This is a genomic window from Cohnella rhizosphaerae, assembly GCF_029525575.1.
Lineage (GTDB): Bacteria > Bacillota > Bacilli > Paenibacillales > Paenibacillaceae > Cohnella > Cohnella rhizosphaerae.
This window is the reverse complement of record NZ_JAPDIA010000003.1, coordinates 1,827,945-1,842,764: the sequence shown is the minus strand read 5'-3', so window position 1 is coordinate 1,842,764 and position 14,820 is coordinate 1,827,945. Positions and strand designations below refer to the sequence as shown.

15 protein-coding genes and 1 pseudogene are annotated in these 14,820 nt (G+C 56.4%); all 16 read right to left on the bottom strand.

The features are described 5' to 3' along the window. Positions 1-40: 40 nt before the first annotated feature. The 16 genes and pseudogenes from OMP40_RS13845 to OMP40_RS13775 all read right to left on the bottom strand — a co-directional run bounded on the left by OMP40_RS13845 (position 41) and on the right by OMP40_RS13775 (position 14,198). Positions 41-1,153, bottom strand: a complete 1,113-nt coding sequence (locus tag OMP40_RS13845; protein WP_420871929.1) for a copper amine oxidase N-terminal domain-containing protein — start codon at positions 1,151-1,153, stop codon at positions 41-43. Positions 1,154-1,312: 159 nt separating this feature from the next. Next, the gene (locus OMP40_RS13840; RefSeq protein WP_277532055.1) at positions 1,313-2,401 is read right to left on the bottom strand and encodes a hypothetical protein; all 1,089 of its coding nucleotides are present in this window, start codon (positions 2,399-2,401) and stop codon (positions 1,313-1,315) included. A gap of 29 nt (positions 2,402-2,430) precedes the next feature. Further along, positions 2,431-3,405 (bottom strand): hypothetical protein, encoded by a 975-nt coding sequence (locus OMP40_RS13835; RefSeq protein ID WP_277532053.1) that lies wholly within the window; start codon positions 3,403-3,405, stop codon positions 2,431-2,433. Continuing rightward, complete coding sequence (locus OMP40_RS13830) at positions 3,392-3,940, bottom strand: hypothetical protein (protein WP_277532050.1); 549 nt, start codon at positions 3,938-3,940, stop codon at positions 3,392-3,394. The genes OMP40_RS13835 and OMP40_RS13830 overlap by 14 nt, the downstream gene beginning before the upstream one ends. Further along, positions 3,937-4,284 carry a hypothetical protein gene (locus OMP40_RS13825; RefSeq protein WP_277532049.1) on the bottom strand — a complete coding sequence of 116 codons (348 nt, stop codon included), beginning with the start codon at positions 4,282-4,284 and terminating at the stop codon, positions 3,937-3,939. Before OMP40_RS13825 ends, OMP40_RS13830 begins: the two co-directional genes overlap by 4 nt. 113 nt (positions 4,285-4,397) lie before the next feature. Continuing rightward, positions 4,398-4,850 carry an ABC transporter permease gene (locus OMP40_RS13820; RefSeq protein ID WP_277532048.1) on the bottom strand — a complete coding sequence of 151 codons (453 nt, stop codon included), beginning with the start codon at positions 4,848-4,850 and terminating at the stop codon, positions 4,398-4,400. 98 nt (positions 4,851-4,948) lie between these two features. Beyond that, positions 4,949-7,018, bottom strand: coding sequence for a hypothetical protein (locus OMP40_RS13815; protein WP_277532046.1), 2,070 nt, complete (start codon positions 7,016-7,018; stop codon positions 4,949-4,951). Continuing rightward, a pseudogene (locus OMP40_RS41720) lies at positions 7,015-8,878 on the bottom strand (pilus assembly protein CpaF). The gene OMP40_RS13815 and the pseudogene OMP40_RS41720 overlap by 4 nt, the downstream one beginning before the upstream one ends. A 99-nt stretch (positions 8,879-8,977) precedes the next feature. Continuing rightward, positions 8,978-9,709, bottom strand: a complete 732-nt coding sequence (locus OMP40_RS13805) for a P-loop NTPase family protein (protein ID WP_277532045.1) — start codon at positions 9,707-9,709, stop codon at positions 8,978-8,980. Between the two features lie 14 nt (positions 9,710-9,723). Beyond that, entirely contained in the window at positions 9,724-9,948 is a 225-nt protein-coding gene (locus OMP40_RS13800; protein WP_277532044.1) for a hypothetical protein, read from the bottom strand. A gap of 55 nt (positions 9,949-10,003) precedes the next feature. Then, complete coding sequence (locus OMP40_RS13795; protein ID WP_277532042.1) at positions 10,004-10,432, bottom strand: hypothetical protein; 429 nt, start codon at positions 10,430-10,432, stop codon at positions 10,004-10,006. Positions 10,433-10,623: 191 nt separating this feature from the next. Further along, the gene (locus tag OMP40_RS13790; RefSeq protein ID WP_277532041.1) at positions 10,624-11,574 is read right to left on the bottom strand and encodes an SAF domain-containing protein; all 951 of its coding nucleotides are present in this window, start codon (positions 11,572-11,574) and stop codon (positions 10,624-10,626) included. A 43-nt stretch (positions 11,575-11,617) separates the two neighbouring features. After that, a complete protein-coding gene (locus OMP40_RS13785; RefSeq protein ID WP_277532040.1) occupies positions 11,618-12,226 on the bottom strand; it encodes a hypothetical protein in 609 nt (202 codons plus the stop codon). Positions 12,227-12,467: 241 nt separating this feature from the next. Further along, positions 12,468-12,770 (bottom strand): hypothetical protein, encoded by a 303-nt coding sequence (locus OMP40_RS43105; protein WP_459076912.1) that lies wholly within the window; start codon positions 12,768-12,770, stop codon positions 12,468-12,470. 22 nt (positions 12,771-12,792) lie between these two features. After that, on the bottom strand, positions 12,793-13,422 hold the full coding sequence (locus OMP40_RS43100; RefSeq protein ID WP_459076911.1) for a ParB/RepB/Spo0J family partition protein: 630 nt from the start codon (positions 13,420-13,422) through the stop codon (positions 12,793-12,795). A gap of 56 nt (positions 13,423-13,478) precedes the next feature. After that, the gene (locus OMP40_RS13775; RefSeq protein ID WP_459076910.1) at positions 13,479-14,198 is read right to left on the bottom strand and encodes a ParA family protein; all 720 of its coding nucleotides are present in this window, start codon (positions 14,196-14,198) and stop codon (positions 13,479-13,481) included. Positions 14,199-14,820: the final 622 nt, after the last annotated feature.

Genomic DNA, 14,820 nt, shown 5'->3' with positions numbered 1-14,820 from the left:
TACAAGATAAATTTATGCGATTTGGAAAGCTTCATTATATCTACTCCACCTTTGATATGGTGTGATTGAAGAACAGGCTTGCTGTTGAAGAGACCTTCAAGGAGTTGCCCCAGTCGCCACCAACACTGGCCTTCATTTTTATATCCGAGTATCCTTCATACCACACATTTTTTTCGAATTTGGCGTCCTTCGGAAACCATTCGTCGTACAGCAGACCGTCCTGTTTGTCGAACGAAACAAATTTGATTCTGAACTTGACCCGGATGTAGTCGCCGCCAAAGCCATCATAATAGATCATGGAAGGCTCCGGATCTAGGTAGCCCTCAACCTGAATTTTGTTTTCCTTTACCCACTCGACATACTGGCGAATATATTTCAGCTCCGCGTCGGAGTTTTGCAGCTTGGTCGCAAATAATGCCTGCGCCCATGCGTCATCTATCGTCCGGTAATCCACATTCAGCCACAATGCGCCAAACGTTTTCAGTCTGCTCAGCCAAATGTCCACGTTCTCTTTGTTGTACTCCGAAATGGTCGAATAGAGCGTAGAGGATACCTTTCGATCCTCCGGGTCGGAATACGGATAAGCCAGCTCGTACATCGCATTCGGAATATCCGCCAGAATGTAAGGATAATCCGCTGCGTTGCTCGGCAAATTGGAGGTGCGAATCAATCGCCCCCAAGGATCGTTCTTACTCTCCAATGCCTTGGTTGAAAGCAACACCGTATTCGTTTTATCGTCCCATTCCACCGTTACGCCGAGGATTTCGCTGACAAACCGCAGCGGGACAAAGGTTCGACCGCCTTGCATCACTGCCTGGGTATCGAAAGCCACTTCTTCGCTATTCACCGTCGCAACCTTACTGCCGATGGTTAGCCGGATAGACTGATCGCCCTTTTGGATCGGAACCGCTCGGCTCCCCGCTTCCCAGCCGACCTTTGCGCCGAGCGCCTCCGCTACAAATCGCACCGGCACCAACGTCCGCTGATTGTCATCCACAAACGCTTGCGCATCCGGGAACCAAAGCTTCATCCCATCCATGACCACACTGACAAACGTGGGCGGTTTGGATGCAGCGCTCGCAGTCAGTGTAAAACCGTTCACCAGCACAGCCATCATCAAAACAAACAGGATTCGTTTTTTCAACCGCTTCACTCCTTCGTGTATGAATCTTCCACTTGGTAAAACCTTCTTGTTCCTACATAATAGGGGATCGTGTTGCAGGTTGTCCAGATTACAACCGGAAAACGGCTTTTATTAATGAAGGAACAGAAACCGTTCCGTGCGCTTTACATGCCTAAGTCGAGGGTAAAGTCACAAGTCGCGTATAAGTCTGCGTTGCACTGTTAGGGCAACATGGCGTTTTAGCGCGGCTCCTTGGAACGCCGCTTGTCCGCCTGCCTTCGCCGCCACGATATAATTCCCAGCAGGAGCAGCAGTCCGGCATACACATAGATGCGGGGCGAGCCAAGCCACGGTGAAGGCAACGGAGAACCGTCCCCCCGACACTTGGATGATCTCACCGGAGGACGCCATGCCCGAACGGGTACGCTGTTCCTCATTTGCCACCTCAAAGGGCAGTTCCTTTTGCTCCGTCTTTCCATTGATGGTCGTGATGACCTCCGCCAAATAAGCGCCCGGAGCCAACGGCCGACTCAGCTTGGCCCGGTGCTGCGCCACCGTTCCTGCATAGATGGAATCGAAATGGGCCTCCAACTCCAGCACCGGCTTGCCCTCATCCTGGCGTTTGACCAGCATCGTCATCTCAGGCTCGGACAGGCTGCCGCCCTCGTTCATCATCAAAATGGACAGGAAGGCGCGCCCATTCTCCAGCCCGTACGTAACCGAATGCGGAACCGCCTGAGGCGGCTTTGCTTCGTCCAGCTTATAGCTCAGAATGACTTGCAAGCCGGTCTTGCGGATCGTGCGGGTCACAGGCTGCGTTTGTTCGTTGTCCAACCTTGCCAGCGTCTGCCCCTGATCGTCGTACACGCCGATCACCGAAACGTACTGTCCCGGCTCAACATGATCCGGAATACGCATGTTCACGGTAAAGCTTTGCGTCTCGCCCGCCCGCAACGTAATCGAGCGATCCGGCGTTGTATACCACGCTGTTGCTCCAAGATCCGGATCATCCGGCAACGTAAAATCCTCGCCTCCGCCCGGCGCAGGGACGGCATCGGCCGTGTACAGTAAGGCCGTGATATCTTTCTCGGTCGGATTGGTGATCTCCACCGTATACTCGCGTTCTTCTCCGGGGACGATCCCCTCCATGTAAGCGCCAAGCTGCGGTTGGATACGCGTCGGATCGCCGCTAATGATCAATTGCTGCTCCTCCGCAGAGACTGACAAGCCAGTAGCAACCCAAATAACCGTTGCCAGCAGGAACAGTCGAATCCACATGTCTCATTCGCTCCCTTCATCAATCTCTGCTACGGCGAGCAGGGCAGCGGCATATACCCGTTGCGGGCAGCCGCCTGCTCGCTGGCAAAGACCTCCTCGCGCGGGTAGTCATAGCCGCAGGAGCTGCGGAAATATACCTTTATCGCGCCCTTTCGGGCACCGATAATCGTCTCCTGCTTGAGCACCCGGCTCCCTCCCAGTGCGTAACTGTTGTACTGTTTCGCGCCCATCGGAACGCCCTGCAAAAACGCGAGAACGCCTACGTCGTCGATGCTGTTGCTCCAGTCCTCGTCCGGGATCAGCGGCAAGGTGAATAGGTATGAAAATCCGGATCGGGAGACGGCCTCGTTATATTGGTTGATCCGGTAGGCCAACTCGTCCTGAATGGCCCGGACAATCGTGCTGCGCCGAACCTGTTCAAAACGCTCGGCATCCTGCAAAAGTGGAATCGACGTTTGCTGCCGAATGTCCTGCCGCAAGCCCTCGTGCCAGCTTCCGCTTGCCGCGTCGTAGGCCAGCACTTCCTGATCCAGCGTAAACGACAGGCTGTTGCCCGCCTTATCCGCATAAGCATACGGCTGCTTCGCTCCCCAAACCGGCTTCATAATCGTTTGGCCGTCCGCACCTGTCCATTCCTGTTCGCTGTAGACGTAGAAGCCGTCATAACCGACGATGACCACGGCCGAAATATAGCGGTGTAATGCGCCTTGCGCCACCGAATCACCTACTACACCAAAACCCGCGTCGAGCGTCCGATAGAACGCTGCAATCGACTCTTCCTTATTGAGCGCCACCCGTTTGTCCGAGCCATACTGCGCCTCTTGCTGCTGGCTGGCGTTGCCGATCAACTGGCTGGCCGCATCGTCCACCGCCGCATCCAGCGCGGCGTCATAGCGCAATTCGGTCAGCAGCGTCCGGCGCAGCGCATCCGTCTCGATGCGATTGATCGTCGCAAACGGAAGAAACAGCAGCGCGCCGACAATGGCCCATTCAATCCATCGCATGGCGCACCGTCCCTCCGTAAGGAATGACGATCTTTTCGTTCGGGCTGATCGTGTTGTTCAGCATGTCAAAGATCAGCGTCCCCGCCGTCCGGTTCGTGTTGCGCACCGTAACCGAGAAGGAATCGCCCACCCTCATCCGATATCGGCGGCTCGGATCATCCTTGGCCAGCGTATTGTCGGGGAACAGCACCGGCAAAATCTGCGCGTTGTAAAACGCCGCGTAGTGAATCTCGTAGGTGCCGCGGAACGTTTCCGGCCGGGTCGGGTCTTCGTAAACCGGCACATAGATTTTGCTGCCATGCTCCATCTCGACGGCAAAGCTGTTGCCGGTTGCCGCCAGCGCGGCCATAAAATCGTTGTACATCACGGGCGTAATGCCGCCCTTGTCGCGCACAGCATCCACAAACGAGGTCGTCGCCCGCAGCGCCATCAGCTCGGAAATGTCGTCCTGCTGGTCAAAGGCGGCAGAGAGGGGATACAGGTAAAGCAACAGGAGCGCAATCAGCACCGCAAACAGCTTGAGCAGCGTGTTCATGGCACTCGCCTCAAGACCAGACGCAGCAAATGCCCCTCCGCATCGCGTTCGTATTCAGGCACATATTTTGCCTGCAACGAAATGCCTGCCATGCGGAGCTGCTCCCGTTCCAGCGGCGCTCCATACCGCATACCGTCCACAAGCATGTCCGCATCGCCTTCCTCCAGCCGTGCAAGCGCGTGGAGCACCTCCGCGCCGCTCATCGTGCCGTCACTGGCTATTGGGCTTGCGCTCTGATGCAAGCTGCGATTCTGGGCCTGACCGGAGACGTAGGCCAACGTATTCAGCGAAGCCCCGTTTTCAAACAGCAGCAGCCCCGTTCCCGCCGCCATCAGAAACGCCAAAAAAAGCGACACTCATCTCCATCATCTTTCTCGGGGCGTAATCCATTCGGTTTTCCTCCCTTCAGACGGAAAACGTCCGGGTTTCCCGGACGCTTCCGTTCCTTCCTCCGGTCTTACTGCTGCCGGAACACAATGCCGCGAATGACATTGCTGCTGTCCAGCACCAGATTCGCGCGGAACTTGCCGCTCGGGTTCACGTAGTTGATGTCCGCCTCGTCCACCGTCTGCGCGATCAGGCCCGGAGCCACCCCGACGACAGTGCCGTAGGTCACGTTGTCGAGCGGCACGCTCGTATTGATCGTTTTGCCGTACCATTGCCCGGCCGGGTTTTTGCCCGTGAAAATCTGGATGCCGAATTGATCGACATCGCGGAATTTACGCAGCGCATTGACGACCTGACTGCCCGACAGCGTCGTATTGTCATACACGGTAAAGGCCGTTTGCGACAGTTCAGTTTGGATGTTGCTGAAATTGCTTTGCGCCGCCTTGGTGGAATCCTGGGCCGAAACAAACAGCACCACGGCCAAGGTAATCAGCGCGATAGCGAGGAAAATGCCCGCCGCCATCACCAACGCTTTTTTGTGCGTTCGACATGGAATTCGCTCCTTTAATTTGAATAGACAAAAAGCCTTCCCCCTAAGTAAAGGAAGGATGCCTGCACGGCTTACTGAATGCGTTGAAGCTGCTCATAGTAAGCTGTCATTTGATGCAGGCTGACAACGAGCAGCGGGATAACCAAATACCCGAAAATCAGCGTCATCAGGGGGGTAAAGCCGATCCAGCGCCCCCAGCCTGCCTTTTGTTCAATCAATTGCTCATACTCCTGCTTGCGCTGCTCCCGCGCAAAAGCCTGCTCCGCCTCCAAGTCGTCGAACGCCTGACGGATCGTCAAATGCTGCGACGCCAGCTCCAGCTTCTCCACCGTGCGCAAGAACGGCACAAACGGCGCGTCCTCCTTGAGCTGAGCCAGCGCCTGCTCCTCGCCCTGCTCAAAGTGGAGCAAGCACGCCTGCAACGGCTCCTTGAACAAACGGGCGAACTGCTCCATCCAGATGAGCAGTTGCTCGACTGACATGCGTTCCATCCCGGCCAGCATGGCGATCACCGCCTGCAACTGATCGACCTCGTGCTTCATCTCCATCCGCCGCATGCGCCGTTCAAACCATCGGATGCCGACGGGCAGCGCATACCCGCCCCAGCCTGCGGCGATGGCCAACAGCACCTCCCACCACAGCAGCCGCGGCCGCTCCAATTTCTCCAGCTTCTCGATCACCCGCCGCGCGGTTAGGCGAAGCTCTTCCTCCTGTTCGCCTTTAACGGCCTGCTGACGGAGCAGGTTCATGACCATTTGTTCGTTGCGCGGCCTCACCTCCTTTACCTGTTCGATGATGTGGCGATCCAGCGCCGCAGCTTCCCGCGCCTTGGCTTCTTCCTCGGCTGACAACTGCCCGAACAGCATCCCCGGCTTGACAGGCGCATACAGCAGTTGATGACGCTCTGCGGCGTGCAGGGATACAAACAGCCCCAGCACGGCGGCAAAGGCCAACGCCCCTGCGACCACCCGCTGCACATAAAACCATTCCAGCCGCAGCGGCGACGCGGTATCCTTGAGCAGCCGCGTCACCCGCTGCGCTTCCCGCGAATCGGGAGCCGGCCCCAGCCGCTGCACAAGCCAGCGCATCCAGGGCCAGCCATACACCCGCTTTTCCCATCTTTTTCGGCTGGTAGATCGGGCAGCCCCATCCAGCTCCGACAGCGCACGGAGCAGCACATAGGACAGCCAGACGACCACGAGCAGGCTTAGCTTCGCCAGCCAACCGAGCGCCCCGGCGTAGAAGGCATCCATCGGCGGGAAAAAGCGGCTTGCCCATGCTTCAATCGGGCGGGTAAAGAGCAGCGGCACCAGCGCAATCACCGTCAGCCCTTGCAGCAAATAACTGAGCTTCTCCCGCCGCAGCAGCTCCAGACTCAGCTCGCCGGACAGCTTTTCCAGCCCTTTGAGATACACTGAGCCGCTTTCCGTTTGCCGGTCGCCATGTTCTTTAATGAGATAAGACAATCCGGCCAGCCCCTGCAAATAACGATTGGGGGCCAGCTCCACGTATTGCGCCAGCTTGTCCTCCGCATTGCTGTCCGTCAGCATGTCGTACAGCTCTTGCCCGTGCAGCGCCATTTCATAGGGCGCGCCGTCCGCCGCCTCATAGATCGCTTCCTCGACCATGCCATGGCGATGGTAGTGATGACGCACATCACCGAAGAACGTGCGAAGCTGCCGGAGCAGCCGCAGTTCCAGCCGTTGCACGCCCATGTCCGCTAGCACACCGTGGCCTACCCAAAGCCCAAGCAGCAGCATGCCCCAGGTGAACGGATCGCGCACCATGACGGCAAGCGGGATGACGAGCAAGAGAAGGATGCTCCATACCCGCAAAGCAGACTTGATCGTTTCCAGTCGCAACTTCCACTCGTCGCCCAACCGAACGATCAGGAGCCGCTTGCGCAGATGATGCAAATAGGCACGCAGGATCGGCACCTGCTCGCACACGCTGTACAACTGTTGCAGGAAACTGTACACCGCTTTTCTGCGCGACGCCTGTCCAGGCTTACGCAGCGATTCGTAGCGCCGAATGGCGGCAATATCCGAATCGCGTCGGGACAGCCATAGGAACGCCGCCACCGCCATCAGGAACAAAACCGTCGATATGCCGAGCAGTGGAGAGAGCCATTCCCGCATCATGATTCCTCCTCCCAATGGCTGTCCAGAAAGGCATCGAAGACCGCCTGATCCGGGCCGCTCAAATAGGTTGCCATGTCCCGGCGGCTTTGCTCGGACAACGGATGAACAGCAACATACCGTCCTTCCCGGTATTCGATCAAGTTCCGGGCAGTGTACAGCGGACGATCCGTCGAGCGTCGGAAAAATTCCAGCACCGTTTCCATAAAGGCGGCCAGCCGCACATCCTTGGTCATCTTGCCGGTGAAATCAGTCGGATAGTCCGCTTCCTGCGGCACCGGCATACATTCCGTAATCCGTTCGATATATCTTCGCCCGTCCAAATCGCGGCGAAGATGAATGTCGAAATTGACGACGCTGACGACCTGCTGCTCCGCTACGCGCTCGCTGCTGAACACGCCGGTCTTGAGCAGAGAATTGCGCAGCGACAGCACGAGATCGCGGAAAGTTTTGGCGTGGTGGGTGAACAGCGTAAACAGGGATGCGACCTGCGCCATCTGCACCATCCAGGCCGCAACCGGGTCAGTCGCCACCTCGCCCAAAATGTTCACCGAGCCGTCCGTTTTCTTCTGAATGTCAAGTCCTTGCTGGCCAGTAATCGTTTCCGTTTCGCGCAGGCTGACGATGTTGCGGTTCGGGTAAATCTTGCGCAGTTGCAGCTCAAAGCTCATTTCCTGAACCCGGATCGGCAGCACGGCCGGAATATGGCGCACCATCGCCATCAGCAGGGTCGTCTTGCCGCTGCCCTGCGCACCGGTGATCGCCGTAATCCGCGCACCCGCGACCAAATAGCGGATGAGTCCGATCGGCAGCTCCGCATTTTCGTCTTGAATCAACTGCTCCAGCGTGGCACTCTGCACATCGAATTTGCGCACAAAAAAAAGCCCACGATTCCGCAAACCGGGGGCGCAAGACGACGACGCGCGAGCCGTCGCCCATTTCATTAACCTTATAGCCGTTCGCCTCGGACAACTGGCCGGGAAAATTATGCTTGTAGATGATCTGACAGACGCGGCGCAGCTCCTGCTCCGAGCCGAACGAGAGGAAGCTCAGATGAATGGACTTGCCCTTGTAAAACAGCCAGACGCTATCGTGCGAACGGGGCAATGCCTGCCATTGCACATCCTCCTCGAACGCCCATTCGCCCTCCCACATCAGCGGCGGCAAACCGGACACCCCGCCGGATACGCCGTCGATTCGCATATCGCGCAGCTCGTCGATGACGCTAAATCCCTTGTAGTGCTGGTAAATCCGTTGCACGACAATGCGCAGCTTATCCTCCACTGTCAACTGAGGAGCGCTTTGAGCATAGATACTCTGAATGTCTTCCTCCGTGATCCGGTAAGCCTCAAGCTGCCCGTCGTTATCCAAACGTTGCCGATCCAGCTCATACGCCTGAAGCATCTGCTCCAGCGCCCGTAGCCCGAATTGCTGCCTGTAGCGATCCAGCAGGATGTCAAACTGATCTTGGGCAGTGAGGGCATCCGGCTGATGGAACGGCAGCAACAGGTTCAGGTGTTCATCGTCCAATTCGTATTGCTGTGTCAGCAAATCTGCGATCACCTGCTTCACGTATTCCTTGTCTCGCAAATCGCCGGAGATGCAGCCGCGCAGCGTCTTCTTTAACTCCGCCCGCTTGTTTTTACGGCGGCGGTATTCTTCCTCGGACAAGCCGAAGTCGCTGAGATGGCTCGTTGTCATCTCGTGCAAGGTGTCTTTGACGAACGCAGTCATCGCCTCCAGCGTGTACACGGTCTCGCCATCCGTTCGCTCCGGCAGGCGGCGGCTCATGCGCAAATACAAGAAAAAGACCGCCAGCAGCAGAAGCGCAAGCACAAGCAGGGTATTCAGCAGCGTCATCATGGCGTGTCCTCCTTGCCGCCGAACAGGGGCCGATTAACGCCCGCGCCCTCCATCAGCGCCTGCGCCAGCGCGCGCACCTGCCGGACAAAGCGATGGTTCTCATGCTGGCGCGGCAGCTTGCAATTGCGGAACCAATACGGGATCGCCTCCCCCTTGCTGCACCGCATCCAGCCAGCCGGTATTATGCGCGACCGGAAAAGCCGGCTGCTGCCAGCGGAAACGACGCTGGAGGTTGTTTACCGTCAGAGCCGACGCCGGATCGAACTGTCCAAACGCCAGCAGCGCGTTCCGTCCGTGTAGACGCTCGCTTTCCGGCAATTGAAAAAAGCGCTCCAGCAGCAAGCGATTTTGCGGCAGGCATACGACGACGAGATCCGCCCGATTTCGCAGCGTCTTCCGCCAGCCAGAAGCCTGCCCGCTGCCGCCGTCCAGCAGCACCAGATCGTAAGCGCGCTTGGCCGTATCCAAAAGCGGCTCCAGCCAGCGCTCCGCCAGCGCGGCAAAGCCTTCGTTCGGCTTCGCCGAGCCGGGCAGCACGTCCAGCCGTTCCCGCAGTAGCGGCTGCGCGTAATCCCGCAGCATCCTCGCCTCCAGCTTCCGGTTTTGCAGCAACCGTAGCAGCGCGTCAATGCCGCTATCCGGCAATCGGGTCGGATTTTTTTCCGGCCGGTAAAAGGCGCGCTGCACTGCCTCATCCTCTTCGCGAAGAAGGCCGAGGAGCAGCAACCGGGCTGAGTATTCCAGCCCCAAACACGTTGCTGTCGCCAACAGACTGGTTGTCGTTCCGGCCTGACCGGGGAACGGACTCCAAAACACGACGATCATTCCCATGTGCGTTCTCCTTTCTACCAGGCTCGCCATCGTTTTTGAGCCGTCGCCCAAGCGCGCCGCGCGGCCTTGGCATCGCATTCGGCAAGCTGTTGCAGCATCGTGAGCAGCCCCTGCCGAAACGCTCCGCTCACGCCGCGAAGGTCAAGGCGATGCTGATGCTGGTTATGCACATCAACCGTGGCATCGCGCTCATCCAGCGGAAAATGAAAGGAAGGCTCCAGCCACTTCACATGGCGCATTCGCGTTTCCGCCTGCCACGCGGGCAGTCTGCCCGGCAACGCCGGAGACAGCCATTCATAAAAAAGAGAGCGGCGCTTCCGCTTCGTGCAAGCACAAGCGCAGTAGCAGCTCTTCATTTTTTTGCAGTGACAGCCGCTTGCCGTCCCAGCACCATACCCGCTTGTGATAGCCGGGCAAATCGCGGCCCGTTACCATTTGCGTATGGTCGGTGTCGAGCAGCAGCACATCATACGTGCCTTCGGTTCCCGCTTGTACCAACGCGCGCTTCAGTTGCGCTTCGGTCACAAAGCCGTAAGCCGCATCCATACCCTCAAACTCCTGCACGGCGCTGCCGGTGAACGCAGGCGGCAGATAGCCTTGAACGGCTTGTCCCATCGTGGAATCCACGAGCAGCACCTTCTGCCCCAGGCTGGTCCATAAACGACCGAGCGCCAGCAGCACATGGCTTTTGTCCGCCGCGCCGAGAAATACGATTTTTTTCATAGCTGTCTCCTTCACTGATTTAAGATGTCCTCCCAACGGTCTTCTCCCGATGGGGCATTCGTTTCTGGTGGTGATTCCGTTCCCGTTGAAGCCGGAGGAGGCGTAACGGGATCTACCGGAACCGAGGGGGGGCGACGGTTGCTGCGTTGTCCCCTCAGAAGCCGGTGGTTGTCCCGCCCCCCGACGCGGTGTCAGTGGGTGCCGTCGTCTCCGAAGTTCCGCCCCCCTGATGGCGTCTGCGCTTCAAACATGGCATTGCCTTGCCGGGTAGTCGCCCGCTCGTTTTGCAGTTGCTGCTGGACCGTGACATTGCCGCTGGACACCCGCAGCTTGTTCGATTCGCTGACCGCCTTCAAACTTGCATCCAGGGTTTGGCGCAGATTGCGAGCCAATTCCGTTTCGGCCGTTTCGAGTAGATTGGGGTCGTTCTTCATCAAATCCAGCACCTTCGGATTGGCCGGGTAGTTGACGACAGCCGCCTCCTGCAAGCCCGGCTCGATGTAGGGCAGTGCGTAAAGGCGCGCGCCTTGCAAATAAGCATCAATAATAGCGCTGGAGGCTTGCAGGATGTCCTTTTCGTTCATTTCCAGCCAGACCACATTGCCCGCCAACTGCTGCACCTTCTTTTTGGACAGCAGCACAAAGTCTTCGCCGGTCGGAAAACTGATTCGGACATCAATGAACTGTTCGGCCTGGAGATTGGAGGGAAGCTGGATCACCTGAAATTCCTTGAGCCGCACATCCTTTGGAACCGGCTGTCCTTCAAACATCAAGGAAGCGAGCAGCGGCGTTCCCGGCTCCAGCGCCACCTTGGCATGCTTGCCGATAATCGTTTCCCGATTGGTCAATATGCCTGCCGGAAGAATATCGGCGGGCATCGGAACCGCCTTGAGATCATCCGCTGTCAGCACAGCTCCGGCCGCGACAGCCCGGCTTGCCACCCACGCCTCGCGACTGCTCCTTTCCTGTTCCTGCTTCAATGCTTCAAGCTGCTGCTCATAGTAGTTCTGCAATTGCTGCTGCTGTTGCTTCTGCTCGTCATGCTGCATCAACAGGTAAATTGCCGCCGCTATCAGCAGCACCATACTAACCGCAAAGGCCCCAATGACCAATGCCTTGCGGTTGCGAGAGGTCCATGACATCGACAACGACTCCTTTCTTCACTTGGAAGGGATTGGTCTTAACCTAGCGGGCTTCGTCTCGCATCCGCGGCTTCTGCTGCTTCTCCGCTTGAAGCAGCGCCAGCTTCTCGGCTGCCCACGTCGGTGTATGCTCCGGTTTCAGGAAGCCCAACAGGTCTTCGCGGTTATAGCGGCATTCATCGCCGGAATAGAGCCTCATCGCGAAAACTGCACGGCCGCGTGAATTTCCTGATGCGCCGAAGCCGCCCGTCACCCAGACCACTTGATGATCCGCCGTGCGAAACTCCGGTCGCAGCCTTTCCGGGCGAATCACGATGAGCTTGCCGTTCAGTTCATCCTCGCCCTTGATGGGCAGACAATGGGCAGATGGAACCGAGCCCATCGGCTCCGGAAGGGCCGAACGCTCGGCCTGGAGCTTCTCGATCTCCCATTGCATCAGCTTGGTAAACTCCCGCATCGCCTGCAAATAGTCCGCATATCCTTCTGCGCCATAATACTGGTCGATGCCAAACAAATTGTTCTGGTCGCAGTAGCAGACTAAATAGGGCTTCTCGGGATTCGTCGCGTCGATGCCCAAAATGACCTCGATCCGGCCAACGGGCAATGCATGATAAATCTCGTAGTCGCCAGCCATTCGTTTCTCCTGCTCCATCGTCAGTCCCCCCCGACTTCGTTTACATTCAGGCTTCTTAGGCACCGTATCCATGCTTGGTGCCTGCTTGCGCGGCGGTCGTTCTTCCTCCTCGGACGGTTCGGAGTTCGTAAAGCCGGGCTTTTCCTTCATCAGCCGCTCATATTGCCGCCGTCTTCCTTCGGTAAAGTCCATATGGGAAGCTCCTTTCTGCAAAAATGGGCATAAAAAAATCCCTCTGTCCAAGAGACTAAGGGCTGTATTAACGCTCGTGATCCCGTTCTCGCTGTTTCCGGCGATACCAAGTTTCCAATAGTTGTACGAGTAGGTCTTCCTTCTGCTGCTCACTGAAATCTTGCGGAAAAAACTTGTCAATCCGTTCCTTGCGAATCGTCAGTTTTTCTTTCTGATTGGGTTTTTCCTCCGTCATAATGCCGAGGATAACATCGCCGTTCAACTTGCCGTCCTGGCTCAGCTTCTTCATGTGTTGCGCCTGCGCCAACGAGGGTGTACAATCCTCCGCCTGCATCGTTTCGAGCAGGGCTTGCTGTTCTTTCTCGGCCAAGTAAGAGATTTCAACGGCCGGGCTAAATGCGATTTGCTTGTCGTCTACCATTTCGAGAATAGGGGGGAATCAGTTCCGTCAATCTAATGAAGCGTTTAATTTGATTACGGCTTTCGCCTACTTGTTCCGCCAAAATCTCGACGGAATATTTTCCATTTATATCCTGCCCAACTTGGGCAGCATTTTCTTTGCTCGGTCTGCCTGCTTGGCGTTTCATTGCATTAAGCTTCATCCTATATGCAAACGCCTTTTCACTTGGGGACACATGCTCCCGTTGTAAGTTACTATCCACCATAATAATGGTCGCCTGATCGTCGTCCAGTTCGCGTACAATGCAGGGGATCGACTCTATCCCCGCCAACTCGCTCGCTTTTTTCCGACGATGCCCGGCAACCATTTCAAAGCCGCCGTCCGTTTTGGGCCGTACCAGAACGGGCACCAGCACCCCGTATTGCTTCACGCTTTCCGCCATTTCCAGCATCGCATCGTCCGCCTTTACCTTGAAGGGATGATCGAGAAAATCGCTAATATCCGATAGCGGAATATCCTTGATTTGTTCCTTATGCTGGGTATTCCGTCCTTCTTCCGTTGTAAACAAATCATCGACTGTGGTCAGCTTTATGTTGGCGCGCCGGTTTTCTTTCGCCGTCAATGTCCTGCACCTCCTTCGTTAACGCGACGTAAGCTTTGGCGACTTGTCCGTTCGGATCATGCGCATAAATGCTCTTTCCACGAGCGCTCGTTTCCGCCGCGCGAATGGAAAGAGGGATTTCCGTTTGAAATACCCGCAGCTTGTCCCCATAGTCGCGGCGCAGGACGAATGAAATATCCTTGGCAAAATTGGTGCGGCTGTCCACCATTGTGAGCAAAACCCCATCCACTACCAACTTTTTTGTTGATCTGACGGCGAACGCGGGCAATCGTGTGCAACAACTGTGTCATGCCTTTTGCGGGCAAATAGTGGGCCTGAACAGGAATAATGACGCTATCTGCCGCTGCCAAAGCATTGATCGTCATCATGCCCATACTCGGCATACAGTCGATCAGGATGTAATCGTAGTGATCCGTTAGCGAGTCGATGTAGGTGCGCAGGATGGTTTCCCGGCTCATCGTATTGACGAGCGCCACTTCAACGGCCGACAACTCGATATTTCCCGGCATCAGGTCAATCCCCTCGTGGTGCTGCAAAATGCCTTCTTGCGGATCATAGCTTTCTTCCGCCATACACTTTTGCAGCATCGTCGCCAGCGATACTGGAAGATTGTCCGGCTCCTGAAAGCCAAGCGAATCCGTCAGATTGCCTTGCGCGTCGGCGTCGAGCAGTAGCACCCGTTTCCCTTCCGCCGCCAACCCGATGCCCAGATTGACCGCTGTTGTCGTTTTGCCAACGCCGCCTTTCTGATTGGCGAGGGCGATCACTTTGGCCATGTGTTCAAAGCTCCTTTCAATAGAAGAAAGCCGGTCGCTTTGAATAATTCGAGCACCGGCTTTTCAAGAGTATCTATATAAAAAGAGAACACCCGGTAAGGATGTCCTCTTGGATATTCGATCCTAGCGTTCCTTTCGTGGTTGCCTGACAGAATCTTTATGTTCATGGATAACTTTGAATGATGATTTTACGGCAAAAATATTCAATATATGAAAGGTTTCTTGCTTGTACGAAACAATTGTTGTACTCCAGTTTGATTGCAGGCTCTTCCATGATCTCCAATCGTGGAGTGGCCGATTCGGGATTAAGTATAGAAAAATTTATCCGGCGGACAGCGGCTGACTGTCCTCATAGGCGCACGAATACACCTCCTCCAGGATTTCTGCAGGCCGCCCCCATTGCGATGAACTATGGCTGGACGGAAGTATCATAATCCCGCCATGCAGGTCATCGCCGAAAATGGAACCACCATTTCGCTATGCTTCACGGAATCGCTCTCATGTTATCCTGCATCTAAAATAGACGAACAGGAGAAACATGGTCATGGCGCGTTTGCATACTGGCTTTCCTCTGAGGCTGCATGGGGAATGTACCGGACAAACTTGTATGTGGTTTTCAAGG